This window comes from Brevibacillus sp. AG162 (assembly GCF_006715575.1).
Lineage (GTDB): Bacteria > Bacillota > Bacilli > Brevibacillales > Brevibacillaceae > Brevibacillus > Brevibacillus brevis.
In genome coordinates this window covers 58,616-72,827 of sequence record NZ_VFNO01000003.1, presented here as the reverse complement: position 1 = coordinate 72,827, position 14,212 = coordinate 58,616, and the positions used below count along the sequence as shown (strand labels likewise).

Below are 14,212 nucleotides of genomic sequence, written 5' to 3'. Positions count from 1 at the left end.
GCCTCCGGCAGCACGTGAAGTGCGCCAGAGGCTTTCGTGTTACATTCCTTATTTAAATACAGGTGCCGCAAACTGAGCCAATTTCTCTGCAGAAGACTTTTCCACATCCGCGTGCAAGCTGTTGCCATGAGAATCCATGGTGACAATTGCTGCGAAGCCTTTTACGCGCAGGTGCCACATCGCTTCTGGAATACCAAATTCCATGAAGTCGACACCTTCTACTTTTTCCAAGCATTCTGCATAATACTGGGCCGCTCCGCCAATCGCATTCAAGTACACAGCGCCATGCTCGTTCAATGCTTTCAGGGTTTTCGCACCCATTCCGCCTTTTCCGATAACGGCACGGATTCCGAATTTCTTGATGATTTCGCCTTGGTACGGCTCCTCGCGAATAGAGGTAGTCGGGCCAGCCGCTTTTACATGCCACTCGCCTGCTTCGTCCTTCAGCATAACTGGACCGCAATGGTAAATGATCCCTCCATTGAGGTCTACTGGACAGTCATGATCCATCAGGTAGCTGTGCAGGGCGTCGCGTCCTGTGTGCATTTCTCCATTGATAATGACCACATCGCCCACTCGCAGGCTGCGGATTTGTTCTTCAGAGATTGGCGCTTCCAGAACAACCTCTCGGCGCTTTTCGCCCGCATCGTCCTTAGCTGCTACTGGGGACAAGTCCATCGCCACTTCTTCGTCTTTATAGAGGTAACGGAGGATTTCGCCAGTCTCCGGGTTCAGGCGAACACCTTGACGGCGGAATGCCCAGCAGTTGTACGCAACGGATACGAAAAAGCTTGCTGGCAGGCGGTTTTCCACGCCGATTTTACAGCCGAGCAGAGTCGAGTTGCCACCGAAGCCCATGGTTCCGATTCCGAGCTGGTTCGCTGTTTCCATGATGTAGTCTTCCAATGCAGCCAAATCAGCGATTGGATTGACATCATCTACTTTGCGGAACAATTGATGCTTCGCCAGTGCATAACCGGAAGTGCGATCGCCACCGATTCCTACGCCGATGAAGCCGGCACTACAGCCTTGTCCCTGCGCTTGGTAAACTGCGTGCAGGATGCACTTGCGAATGCCATCCAGGTTACGGCCCACTTTACCCAGGCCTTCGAGCTCACAGGGCAGGGAATATTGGATGTTCTTGTTCTCACAGCCGCCGCCTTTGAGAATCAGCTTGATTTCGATTTCATTCTCTTCCCATTGCTCGAAGTGAATCACAGGCGTACCTGGTCCGAGGTTGTCCCCTGTGTTTGCACCCGTCAAGGAATCTACGGAGTTGGAACGCAGCTTGCCTGTTTTGGTTGCTTCTGCAATCATTTCCTTGATTGCTTGTTTAATGATCAGCTGGTTGACTCCAACCGGAGTTTTTACTTCGAAAGTTGGCATCCCCGTATCTTGACAGATCGGAGAAACATTTTCTTCTGCCATGACGACGTTTTGCGCAATCGTAGACAAAGACAGCGCTGCACGCGTGCCAAGATCCTCTTTCACTTTAGCTGCATTGACGGCACGACGCACGTCTGGTGGTAGATTCGTAGAAGTATCCGTGATCAGTTCCAGAATGCTTTGCTTCAAGTTTTCCATCTATGACGCCCCTTTTGACGTAGTGGTGTAAATGGTAGCATAAACCGCCTATTATTATAGCACACGCTCCCCCACCTGTCCGTAGATTGCTGCCCAAAGAGTGTGTGAAACATTCCGTAAACGTGCGTCGTCTAATTACCGACAACAAATTTTGGCAAGAAGCACATATGAGGGGGATCAAAATGAAAAAAACAATTGCCGGGCTTCTCGCCTCCGTACTGGTGGTGACCGCTATACCCTTCCTGTTCTCGACGGGTACAGTCGCGGAGCCAGCCGTTCAAGCCGCATCTACAGAGGATTTGCCAGTAGTCGGTTCCTATGCGGAGCTAAAAAAGCTCATCCAATCATCAAACCTGGACAGCTACCATTACGCCACCCTGGAAACGAGTTCCGCTTTGCCTGCATCCGCACCTAGCACTGCCAACAAAGTAGCTGACACTTCCAGCGGCGCTGTTCGGGGTGATTTTTCCACAACGAACACACAAGTGCAGGGCGTCGATGAAGCAGATATCGTAAAATCAGACGGAACTTATCTTTATCAATCCACGCAAAATGAAGTGCGCATCGTCAAAGCGTATCCTGCCACCGAGATGAAAGTCGCAAGCCGTATCAGCTATGACAATGGAAAATTCGTACCGCAAGAAATGTACGTAGACGATCGTAGACTCATTGTAATCGGGCAAGCGGATGAGACTATCTCCTATCCTCCTGGTCCTGCTTCCAAAAGAGGCATCCCCCATTACCAAGGCATGCAGTCAGTGAAAACCATGATCTACGATATTACGGACAAAAAACAGCCTAGGCTCATTCGTCAACTGGAGCTGGAAGGCCAGTACATGTCGTCCCGCAAAATCGGCGCGAGCTTGTACGTGACAGCCAACCATTACATGGATGCTTATCGTATTCTGCAAGAGAAAGCAGAAGTGCCCGGCCCAACGTATAAAGACAGCGTCCATCATAACCAATACCAAACCATTCCCTACAGCGAGATTCGTTACTTCCCGGATCATTTTCGTCCAGAGTATTTGATCGTCGCTGGCGTGAATCTGGATGATACGAAACAAGAGATGTCACTGAATACGTATCTTGGTGCTGGGGAGAACATCTATGCATCCACCAAAAATCTGTATGTAGCCGTCACCCAGAACAATGTCCAGCCAGTAGCTGTTAAGCAAAAAGGAGCGACAACTCCCTTGATTGCCCCTCCCATGGAGTCAGATACAACCATTTACCGCTTTGCCATGAACAAGGGAGACATTCGGTATACGGGAAAAGGGTCGGTGCCTGGACGCATTCTGAACCAGTTTTCCATGGATGAAAACGATGGTTATTTCCGAATCGCCACCACGAGCGGAAACATGTGGCGAGATGATGAGCATACGTCGAAAAACAACTTGTATGTACTGGACAACAAACTTGAGGTATTTGGCAAGCTGGAAGGCATCGCACCAGGAGAACGCATTTACTCTGTCCGCTTCATGGGAGATCGTGCCTACATGGTCACCTTCAAAAAAGTCGACCCGCTGTTCGTTCTCGATCTGAAGAAGCCTTCTGCTCCAAGCGTACTAGGTGCCCTCAAAATTCCAGGTTACAGCGACTATTTACACCCGTATGATGAAAACCATATCATCGGTTTTGGCAAAGAAGCAGAAGCAGATAAAGACTGGGCGTACTACCAAGGGATGAAAATTGCCCTCTTTGACGTCAGTGATGTAACGAAACCGAAGGAAAAGTTCAAGACTGTTATCGGGGACAGAGGAACGGACTCCGAGCTGTTGCGCAATCACAAGGCTCTGCTGTTCTCGAAAGAAAAAAATCTGCTAGCCTTTCCTGTCACAGTTCACGAACGAACATCTGAACAAAAAGCCAAAAACGATATGCGCGAGTACGGCCACTTTACTTTCCAGGGTGCCTATGTATATCAGCTCGATCTGCAAAAAGGCTTTCAACTGACAGATCAGATCACTCATCTGGCGAAGGAAGATATCGCGAGAGCAGGCGAAGGCTGGTACGACAGCTCCAGTAACATTAAGCGGATACTCACGATTGGCGACACGCTCTATACCGTTTCCGACGATTTCGTCAAAACGCAGCAGCTCTCTACCCCCAAAAAAGAGAATATCTTGCCATTGACGAAATAGCGGTAATGCTCTGTCATGCGGACAGGTTCTGTGCTAAGATGGGGTAATAGATGCAGCGTAAATAGAGAGGGTGTCACTACGTGGAGTATTTGAGTTTTAATTTGACATCAACGCTGGCAGGGATTGCGGCTGTGCTGTTGGTTATGTTTATTCGCCTGCACTGGCCCTTCCGCTTTCAGTACATCGCCAATCTTTTCAAACGCCGTTTGAATATTCGATTGCGCTGGCTGGAGGCTTCCTATCGGAAGAACCGTTCCCGTGCTGTCGCTATGCTGGATAAATCAACACATGAGATCATGCTTGGCAATTATGAAATGGCCGAAAAATATATCGTTCAAGGAATCAACGTCTGCAAAGAACGACCAACGTTATTCAATCAAGCGATGATTCACTACTTGTTTTACAACCTGGCGATCGTTTACTATTCATCCGAACGATACAACGAATCCTTGGAAGTGGCGTTTCGTATTTACCAGCGTGATCAGGGAATGACTGATTCCTTAGCTCTTATTGCCTGCTCTCACGCCCGCTTGGGTGAAGTCGAGAGTGCCATAGAAGCTTACCAGCTGATCGCAAGCAAACGATCGGCAAAAGACTGGAAGCTCTTCTGCTTGGCAGAGATTGAAGCTGCCAAAGGAAATTACGAGCGAGCTCTTTCCCATCTCAAGCAATTGATGGACAAATCAGCCAGTCTTTTGCATCTGAATCACACCGTACTGGAAAAACGCTTGGAAGAGTGGAAAAAAGCCTCTACACAAGCCAGCTAAATGATTGACGACCGCACATTGCTTTATGTGTGCGGTTTTTATTTTCGGTCCCCGTAACGCTGCTCTATGCACAGTCGTATTACTATCAAGAAAGTGAGGTATTTTTAATGAAAAAATTCAATGTATCTATACTTGCTGCCTCAGCACTTGTACTCGGTCTCGCTGTAGCGGGCTGTACATCTGGCAAAGAATCTGCTTCTTCCTCTACAGAAACACTGGCTAAAGTGGGGAATGTCTCTATTTCCAAAGATCAAGCATACGAGGCTATGAAAAAAGAAGCTGGGAAACGCGTGATGTCTGATCTCATCATCAAGGAAGTGTATAAACAAGAAGCGAATGCACAGGGAATCACGGTAAGTGATCAGGAACTGGACGCAAAGATTAACCCAATCAAAGAAAAAATGGGGCCAGAGAAATTCCAAGAGTATTTGACTGAAGAAGAAATTACCGAGGATGAATTGCGTGAGAGATCACGTTTGATTATGCTAAGGGACAAGATGTTTGAGAAAGCTTACCCGATCACGGAAGAGCAAATCAAGGAATACTATGAGAAAAACAAAGAAAAGCTCAAGGGTACGCTAGAAGAAGTACGTCCAAAGGTAACGGAGAAAGTAAAAGATAAAAACAAACGTTCCAACATGAGTACGTGGATCAAGGAATTGAAGCAAAAGCATAATGTTCAAATTTTGGACAAGGCATTTGAAAAAGTAGAGGATCAAGAGAAAGAAGCGGACAAAGCAGAACTTCCTGCGTCAAAATAATTCGCACAAAAAAGACTTGTGGTCAGCCAGTTGAGGCGCACAAGTCTTTTTTGTATATATTACGTACGTGCAATCGCAATGAGTTCCTGCAAAAACGGCGCAATTTCTCCTTGCAGAATCGGACCATGACCAGTGGCTAAATACTCAATAGGCCAATCCAGCAAAATCTCCAAGCCCTCCGTAAACTCCACCGCTCGCTCTGGTTCACGAGCTACCCATTGCTTCAATTGTTCTTGATAAGCAGTCCGACAATCCACTTCTCCGCCAACAATTTGACCGAGTTCTGTGTTTTCAAAACACAAATGATCGCCAACAAAGCATATTTTCGTCTGGGGATCAAAGAAGGCAACAGAGCCTTCTGTATGAAAAGAAAGCTGTCGGAAACGCAGGGAAGGCAGATCTCCCCCACTCCCTGTAAACGTATGGCCGAATAGCGTCTGTGAAAAATCGTCCAGTTCGTAATAATCGTCGAGGTGAATCCAATTGTTTCGAGAAGGGAACATATCGGCATTTCCAATATGATCAGCATGTCGATGAGTGAAGTAGACATATTCCGTTCGCTCTGGCTTGACCCCGATCTCTTCCAACGCCTGTTGAAAATATGAACGTTGCTTGCGCTGGTGAGAATCAATCAATACAAAGGCATTCCCTTGTTTGATCACATAGCTGTTCACGTAGCTATTCCACGCTTCCTCGTAGGTGATGATCGCCCAGGTGGAGTCTGTGATTGGTGCAATCACATTGTTCATGCCTCCATCTCTCCTCTCCTCCCAGATACAGTTTCTTATAGCTATTATACACAATCATACACAACCGTGCTGACTCGTGCCCAAACTTATCCTACACGATCAAACAGTCGCCTCTTCCCCTAAGCTTACCCAAGATCTTCCTTGCGATCGTTGAATGTGAACAGGTACACCGAAAAAGCTTGTCAGACGCTCAGCCGTTAGGACCTCATCTGTTTTTCCAGCTTGGTCGACTTCCCCCGCTTTTAGCAGCAAGGTATGCGTGAAGCAAGGCAAAATTTCTTCGATATGATGGGTGACATAAAGGAGAGTGGGCCCGTTCGGCTGTTTGGCGATTTGTTCAATCATGGCCAACAGCTGTTCTCTTGAAAGCAAGTCCAGTCCGGTACAAGGCTCGTCTAGGATGAGCAATCGAGGGGAAGCCATCAACGCACGAGCAATCAGTATTTTTTGTCTCTCCCCTTGTGATAAAGCGGCAAAACGCCTGTTTTTTAATGCACGGCATCCAAACGTATCGAGTAAATCCGACGCTTTCTCTACGTCCGCCTCCTCTGGAACAGAATACAAGCCGATGGTTGCCTCCCGTCCACTCAAGACGACACGGAGTGCGGTTTCATGCTCGTGAAGCTGGGCCATCAGTGCCGTGCTTACCCAGCCGATTGATTTACGCACCTCGCGCAAGTCGACTGTTCCGTAAAGATTGCCTAATACACTGACTTCCCCCTTTGTCGGCCATACATAGCCACAAATAATATTCAACAAACTGGTTTTACCTGAGCCGTTTAAACCGACTAAACACCAATGCTCCTTGTCTTGCACTTGCCAGGCAATGTCTTGCAAAATGGTTGTTTCATCTCTTTGCCAGGTAACCTTTCTCACATCAATGATCATGCTCTCTCCACTCCTGACTCTCACAGTTGTATGTGAAAAGAACCTCCATGGCATATGAAAGCACACGGAGGCCCAAACACAAAAACAGTTTCGTTAAAATTCGCCTTGAAACTTGAATACAATCTCCGCAAACAACGTAGCAAACAGGAACGTACCGGTAAAGACGACGAGAGACACCACTACGATACGCCAGCTAAGCTGTTTGAACAGATGAACGTCTTTTCCGAGTGACAAACCTGCATAGGCAAGAATCGGTGTGGCCAATGCGAGCAGATTGATCTTGGCAATCGCAGCAGCCGTATATTCGTTCCCTGGAAAAAACGGGGATGTCGCAAGCATCGCAAACAAAGAGATCCATACAATGACGGGGGATTTGAACGGAAGAATGCGAGTGAAGCCCATTCCGATCAACGTAATAACCGCCAAGAGCAAAATACCTGGCAAAGATTCCATGATTGGTACCTTATAACCGATCCAGTTACCGATGAGAGCAATGAAGCCAATGATAAAAATCGTCAAGATTTGATTCATGCGCTTTTTCTCCCCCCCTCTGCTGCAGAAGAAGCGCTTTTGCGTCCAATGATAGGCTCAAGCCATGCGTACAGCTTTTGTGTGACCGGCAAAGAGAAGAAGATGCATATGTACGTACCGACGATACTCATCATCAAGTTTGCCGCTCCGGAATAAAAGGCAATGTCTTTTTGTGCTTCCGGGAAAATAACAGCCAATGAGCCTGTTGCTGCTGCCATCATACTACCGGAACCAACTGCGGCTCCCATCGCTAGAGAAATTGGGTGGAACAACCCGCTGCTTCCTAAAATACTTGCAAGAATCGACATATAAATGGCACCAAACAAGGTTCCGCAAACATATACACCCAGCGCGCCGCGAGCTTCGGCAGAGTTTGCTCCAAACTTATCTACAATGATTGCCAAGTTTGGCTCACGGTCGAGAGAATATGTAGCCCCAATGGCTTCACGCTTCAGACCCAGCCACAATGCGACTGGCAAACCAAGTGCAATTGTCCCTACAATGTGTCCCATCTCTTGGACAATTAAGGATACACCAGAGCCGAGTAGCTTAGGCAGCTCAGGACCAATATTGGCTCCCAGCTTCGCAATAAAGATCAAAAACGAAACACCCAAAATATTGGCTGCGACGTTCATTTCTTTTTCGCTCAAAAATTTAAACTTAGGCCAGCTGATTGCCCCGCCTAAAACGAGCGCGTAGAGCATCGGAAACAGAGCGATAACCCCGATGCCAATACTGATTTTTTTTGTCCCGATAAATTCTGTCAATGCGACGAGAATAAGTACGATAAAATGCAGCTTGTACTCATTGACGCGTGGCTCTGCCATACAACATCCCCCTCATTCTATCTCGCTCTACTCCATGACGACCTTTTGAGCTGCACGAACAAACAATTCCACCCCACGTACCATTGCATCCTCATCAAAATCAAAGCGTGGATGATGATGCGGGTATGTAAAGCCTTTGTCTGGATTGCCAGCACCCAATTGAATAAAACAGCCTGGAGCTTTTTTCAAATACTCAGAGAAATCTTCACCCGGCATCAAAGGATCAATGTAAATAATCTCTTCTTCTCCCCAACGCTCGCGGATCGTATCCTCCATCAGCTTGGTCACCTGCTTGTCATTGACAACCGATGTGTAGCCATGTGAGAACGTGAATTCATAACTTGCGCCATGCGCTTCCGTAATTCCTTTGACAATTCGTTCAATCCACATCGGAATATTTTTGCGAATCTCCGCATCGAAGCAGCGTGTGGAGCCCGTCAGTGTCATCGAATCCGGAATAATGTTATACGCTGTCCCTGCATTCAGCATCGTCACCGAAATAACGACCTTGTCCAACGCACTCACATTGCGGGATACAATTTGTTGTAATCCAGTAATAACCTGTGCCCCAATAACGATCGGATCAACGGATGCTTCCGGTTGCGAGGAATGCCCGCCTTTTCCTTGAATCTTGATATCGAAGCGATCTGTCGATGAAGTAAGTGCCCCGTAAAGAACACCGAATTTCCCGACAGGCATGTACGATGCCAAATGAATGCCAATGATCGAATCCAGTCCGTCCGCTGCACCAGCTCTTACGATTTCGGCAGCCCCACCCGGCGGGAGCTCCTCGGCATGCTGGAAGAAGAAACGAACCTCACCTTTGATTTGATCCTTGTACTGGGACAAAATTTTTGCGGCTCCCAACAGCATCGCTGTGTGACCGTCATGTCCGCATGCGTGCATCACGCCAGCTTTTCCAGATGCGTATGGCACATCATTTTCTTCATGAATGGGGAGAGCATCAATGTCAGCGCGAATGCCAAGAACTTTTCCTGGCTGTGATCCGATCAGTCGAGCGACCACACTCGTTTTGGTTGGCCGCGAAAGCTCTAAATTCCCGAAAGATTCCAACGTTTCGTAAATAAATTGGGATGTCTTCTCCTCTTCAAACGACAATTCTGGATGCTGATGGAGATATCGTCGCCATGAGACTACCTGCTCAGCTACTTCATCCGCCCATTTCTTCGTTTCCAAACTCACACAATCACTCCTTTTTTTGTTTTTCTCCTCAAAATTTTCCGAGTCAGTTAAGTTTAGCTAAAAAAAATATCGTTTTGTGAATTCTATCACGGAACGATGAAAATAACAAATGTCCATTCCACGAGGACAAAGCTGTCGAATCTGCATCCGTATGTGTCTATTTATTTGTTATTTTAGAATTTTCTATCGATAATGTCCATGTAAAATATACTATTTGGAACAATAAAAACATTTACTCTGCTAGATTGGAAGCTTTTCTAGAAAAAAGCCCCTATGCCAATACTGACATAAGGGAGGCTCTTCACATTTCATGAAGCGGAACTTCTTTTCAATTAGGAGTCCCGAAATTTTGCTTCCTGACGTTTAATGTCTTCCTCCGAATTTCCCAGCGCAGCTTGCGGGCCCTTGAAATGCTTCCGGTAATAAGCCAAATCCATGATCAGAAGCACAAAAAACATGGCAATCAAGGCATACCCAGCAGTTTGATTGGGTGGAATCACCATCATGATCGAGATGAAGACGATCCAAGTCAGACTCAACACGTTGATGGGTTTACTCCAGTTTCCTAAATGCCATGGACCGTAATGTTTCCGCTGAAATAGTCCTCGCGACTCTGCCCGGAGCTTGAGATACAAGGGAATCCCGTAGGCGACATATAGCCCAACGACACTTACCGCTGTAAGAAATGCCAAAGTGGTATACGACGTATTAGGATTGATGCTTTTCACGATGTAATCGAACAAGGCAAGCGCAAAGGAAAGAATGATAACCAGCCAAATTGCTTTTGCCGGCGTTCTGTACTTGGTCGATATTTCTGCCCATTGGTGGCTCCACGGCATTCCTTTGTCACGTGAAAACGCATACAACATTCGCGAAAAGGAAGTAATCGACGCCAAGCCACAGAACCACATCGCAAAGGTGACCAGCCACAGCACAACCGAACCAAATGTGCCGCCTAATGCCTCGCTAATCACATAAATAAATGCATTTTCCGCTTCACTCGCAGCCGCTGCGTTTTTGATGGATAAGGTGACAAAAGCAAGCATGATAAATCCAAAAATAAAGGAAAAGGCCACAGACGTATAAATCCCCCAAGCAGCACGAACCCGCGGGTTAATGGTTTCTTCAATCGTATGCGCCGATGCGTCGTAGCCAGTAAACGTCCACTGGGCTTGTAACAACCCAATTAAAAAAGCAATTGCGTACGGTTTGTCTGAGAAGGTTTGACCAACTTGAAAGAGGTAATCAAGCGGTTGCAAATCATGACGGGAGAAAAAGACGAGGCTTCCGACGAGTATGACGACGACGCCAATATGATACCAAGCGGAGAAGTCATTTAACCGGGCAACGAGTCGAATTCCAATGTGGTTAAACGTGCCGTGCAAAAGGAGTGTGATCCCGAACAGGATTAACGTGGTCGTTTCTGTTGAGGTATAGCCAAACGCGCTCGCGAGCAGCGGATCTGCAAACAAAGAGAACGAATAGTCAATGCCTGCGACAATCCCGATCTGGCCTATGAGATTGATCCACGCTGTGTACCAGCCCCACCGTTTGCTTCCTAAAATAGCTGCCCAGTGATACAAGGCTCCGGCTGTAGGGATCGCAGATGCGAGTTCAGACATCGATGCTGCAATCAGGATGACGAATAACGCTACCAAGGTCCATCCGAAGCCCATCATGCCAGACCCGCCATACAGTAAACCGTGCCCGTACAAGGATACGGCACCTGTCAAAATAGAGATAATCGAAAATGAGATCGCAAAGTTCGAAAAGCCACCCATATCCCTCAGTAATTCCTGCGCATAACCAAACTTGTTCAGGTCTCTCTTGTCCTCGAGTAATTGCTGTTCTTTTTCCTGCCGCACTTTATTATCCCTCCCTTCCCTTCTCAGCTTGGGAACCGATAAAGCTCTCATGCGTGCTTTCATCAAATTGCCGGACGCTTTCGTTTGCCCGATACCCGATGGCAATCGCAACTCCAATGGTAAACAGCAATAAGATGACACCTAGAGCCAGCATTCTCCCCCTCCTTTCGTCCTAGATGCAATTCCTTGACAAGATAGCAGGAATAGTACATTTTACGTGCCAATTTGACAGCTATACCACCTCATTTGGCTGGCAGATGCAAAACAAAAGAGCAACTCATGAGAGCTGCTCCTCTTGTTTAACTAGCGCCTTTTTGGGCCTGCAAATAAAACGCTACATCTTCACTCGGTAACGGTCTGCTGAATAAATAGCCTTGAACTTCTTCACACAGATGCTCCTGCAAAAATGCAAGCTCCTCCTTTGTCTCTACCCCTTCCGCAATCACATGCAGTTGCAAATGATGCGCCATGGAAATAATCGTGGACACGATGGCCTGATTGGAAGGCTGTTCGATCATGTCGCGCACAAACGAGCGATCTATTTTCAAACGATTCAGCGGAAATTCTTTCAGATAATAGAGAGAACTGTAGCCCGTTCCAAAATCGTCAATCGCAACGTGCACCCCTAATTGCTTCAGTTCCTTAAGTGCCTGGGTGGCGCGTTGGACGTCGATCATGCTGCTTTCTGTAATTTCTAGCTCCAAGTATTCCGGTGCCAACCCTGTCTGGTCCAGAATCTCAGCGACCATCTGGGTAAAGTCTTGTTTGAGGAATTGACGCGCAGAAAAATTAACGGCCACCCGAAGCGGCTTGAGTCCTTGTTCTTGCCATTGCTTGTTCTGTTTGCAGGCCGTCCGCAGCACCCACTCTCCAATCGGTACGATTAACCCGGTTTCTTCTGCTACAGAGATGAACTGGTCTGGCAAAAGCAAGCCTCGTTCAGGATGATTCCAACGAATCAACGCTTCTACACCAACAATTGCGCCTGATTTGGCACTTACCTGTGGCTGGTAATGCAATAAAAATTCTTGCCTGGCCAAAGCGCGATTCAATTCATTTTGAATATTCATTTTGTCATTCACTGCTTGCTCCAGATTCGGTATATACAGGTGGAAACTGTTCTTCCCTTTGTCTTTGGCTGCATACATCGCCGCATCTGCGTTACGCATCAAGACACTTCTGTCTTGCCCATCCGCTGGATAGCGAGAAATCCCGATACTCGTCGTTATGTACAGCTCTTGCCCATGGATAAAAAAGGCCTGTTCAATCCTTTGGTTGATTTCATTCGCCATAGAAAATACTTCTTTTTCCGTGACATCCGTAAGAATCACCATGAATTCGTCTCCGCCAAGCCTGCTCACCGATCCTTTTTCACCCACACAATCCTGCAAACGCAAGGAGGCTTCCTGAAGTAATAGGTCACCAAAATCATGCCCCAAGGAATCGTTTACCAGTTTGAAATGGTCGAGATCCAGAAACAGTACGTAAACTTGCTGATCCGTTCTTTGTGCCTCCATGATCACCTGATCCAGTTGCTGTTCGACAAAACGGCGATTCGGCAAACCAGTCAACGAATCGTGAAAAGCGAGATAATTGATTTTTGCCTCGTATTCTTTCTTATTGGTAATGTCTCGTACAATCATAAATACGCCCGTAATCTGCTGATCGACAAATACGGGGGTATGGGTCATGTTCAGATGAAGCTGACGCCCCTCGCTCGTGGTCAAGGTAATCTCGTAGTTGCGCGCCTCACCTTGCACTGCATTTATAAAATGTGTCGATATGAGCTCGGCATCTCTAGAAGTACACATCGCCATTAACTTTTCGAGAGGCAAGCTCTGCTCCTTTGTCAATCGCATCGCCGCAGGATTCATGACGCTTTGGCTACCATCGATCGAGTAAAAGATCACCCCATCGTAATTGTGCTCAAATAGCGATTTATAGCGTTGATCACTTTCCAGCACGCGCAAGGTCTTCCCTGCGAATTGCTTGTCCACGTAGACAGAAGCCAAGGTCACGACCAGAATCAACACGATCACAATACCAATCATGGTAGCGATCAGCCCCGAGTCATCATCCGAGATCACTGCGATTGTCAGGTGCTCGTGAGCGACGAATGTGATGGCGTACATACCGGTGTAATGCATACCGGTAATGGCTGCCCCCATCAACAGCCCTGCTAAAATTTTACGCCAGAGACCTTTTACTGGATCCACCGAACGCAATTGAAACGTAAGAATCAACGCAACCATTGAAACCAGGATGGCAACGAAAATGGATACGGTAAACCATAGCCAATCGTACAGAATAATGGCGTTCATCATCATCGCTGCCATCCCTGTATAATGCATTCCAGCGATACCAGACCCAATAACAACCGATCCTGTTATTACCCTCGTTTTGGACATGGATTGCTCGCTTACAATCCATAATGTAAGCGCTGATGATAGAACGGCCAAAACAATCGAGAAAAATACAATCAGGTTATCATAATGGACGTCAATCGGCAGATGCAAGGCAAGCATGGCAACAAAATGCATAGCCCAAATACCCAGCCCCATGGAGACGGCTCCAGCACATAACCAAAACACACGTCCCCTGCCTTTTGCATAATGGAGACGTGCGCCCAGATCTAATGCTGTGTATGACGCCATTGCTGAAATAAAATAGGAGAGAAAAACCAGAGTCATACTATAGGATTGGTCAAGACTATTCATTGCATTCTCCTTCAAAAACCTCTACCGAAGTCTACTCACGAGGAACGTCCGCGCTTTCACGGAAAGGTTGTAGGCGTGCCTGTGACATTCTCCCATCTTATCCGTTTTATAATTCCCTGGCAAGAAGCCGCGACGTTCCCGTTTTGGAGATACTACAAAGGAATGCTGCTGCAAAGGAG

General features: G+C 47.1%; 12 protein-coding genes. 3 read left to right on the top strand and 9 right to left on the bottom strand.

The annotated features are described in order from the left end of the window. Positions 1 to 48: 48 nt before the first annotated feature. Entirely contained in the window at positions 49 to 1,584 is a 1,536-nt protein-coding gene (locus FB479_RS10160; RefSeq protein ID WP_142064783.1) for a fumarate hydratase, read from the bottom strand. 182 nt (positions 1,585 to 1,766) lie between these two features. On the opposite strand from FB479_RS10160, the gene FB479_RS10155 reads away from it, so the two are divergent. The 3 genes from FB479_RS10155 (at position 1,767) to FB479_RS10145 (ending at position 5,253) form a co-directional block, all read left to right on the top strand. Further along, positions 1,767 to 3,725 carry a beta-propeller domain-containing protein gene (locus FB479_RS10155; RefSeq protein WP_142064780.1) on the top strand — a complete coding sequence of 653 codons (1,959 nt, stop codon included), beginning with the start codon at positions 1,767 to 1,769 and terminating at the stop codon, positions 3,723 to 3,725. A gap of 80 nt (positions 3,726 to 3,805) precedes the next feature. Then, the gene (locus FB479_RS10150) at positions 3,806 to 4,492 is read left to right on the top strand and encodes a tetratricopeptide repeat protein (RefSeq protein WP_142064777.1); all 687 of its coding nucleotides are present in this window, start codon (positions 3,806 to 3,808) and stop codon (positions 4,490 to 4,492) included. A gap of 107 nt (positions 4,493 to 4,599) precedes the next feature. Then, positions 4,600 to 5,253 (top strand): SurA N-terminal domain-containing protein, encoded by a 654-nt coding sequence (locus FB479_RS10145; RefSeq protein WP_106652772.1) that lies wholly within the window; start codon positions 4,600 to 4,602, stop codon positions 5,251 to 5,253. 59 nt (positions 5,254 to 5,312) lie between these two features. On the opposite strand, the gene FB479_RS10140 is transcribed toward FB479_RS10145, so the two are convergent. The 8 genes from FB479_RS10140 to FB479_RS10110 form a co-directional block, all read right to left on the bottom strand. Continuing rightward, on the bottom strand, positions 5,313 to 6,002 hold the full coding sequence (locus tag FB479_RS10140) for an MBL fold metallo-hydrolase (RefSeq protein ID WP_106652771.1): 690 nt from the start codon (positions 6,000 to 6,002) through the stop codon (positions 5,313 to 5,315). Positions 6,003 to 6,101: 99 nt separating this feature from the next. Beyond that, positions 6,102 to 6,890: an ABC transporter ATP-binding protein gene (locus FB479_RS10135; protein ID WP_106652770.1), complete on the bottom strand. Its 789-nt coding sequence runs from the start codon at positions 6,888 to 6,890 to the stop codon at positions 6,102 to 6,104. A gap of 93 nt (positions 6,891 to 6,983) precedes the next feature. After that, positions 6,984 to 7,421 (bottom strand): hypothetical protein, encoded by a 438-nt coding sequence (locus FB479_RS10130; protein WP_106652769.1) that lies wholly within the window; start codon positions 7,419 to 7,421, stop codon positions 6,984 to 6,986. Beyond that, a complete protein-coding gene (locus tag FB479_RS10125) occupies positions 7,418 to 8,248 on the bottom strand; it encodes a DUF3100 domain-containing protein (protein WP_142064774.1) in 831 nt (276 codons plus the stop codon). Before FB479_RS10125 ends, FB479_RS10130 begins: the two co-directional genes overlap by 4 nt. Positions 8,249 to 8,275: 27 nt before the next feature. Further along, positions 8,276 to 9,451, bottom strand: coding sequence for an amidohydrolase (locus tag FB479_RS10120; RefSeq protein ID WP_106652767.1), 1,176 nt, complete (start codon positions 9,449 to 9,451; stop codon positions 8,276 to 8,278). Between the two features lie 332 nt (positions 9,452 to 9,783). Next, positions 9,784 to 11,316, bottom strand: coding sequence for an amino acid permease (locus FB479_RS10115; RefSeq protein ID WP_142064771.1), 1,533 nt, complete (start codon positions 11,314 to 11,316; stop codon positions 9,784 to 9,786). Between the two features lie 4 nt (positions 11,317 to 11,320). Further along, positions 11,321 to 11,470: a hypothetical protein gene (locus tag FB479_RS30465; RefSeq protein ID WP_185746351.1), complete on the bottom strand. Its 150-nt coding sequence runs from the start codon at positions 11,468 to 11,470 to the stop codon at positions 11,321 to 11,323. Between the two features lie 145 nt (positions 11,471 to 11,615). Beyond that, complete coding sequence (locus tag FB479_RS10110; protein WP_142064768.1) at positions 11,616 to 14,033, bottom strand: EAL domain-containing protein; 2,418 nt, start codon at positions 14,031 to 14,033, stop codon at positions 11,616 to 11,618. Between the last annotated feature and the right edge of the window lie 179 nt (positions 14,034 to 14,212).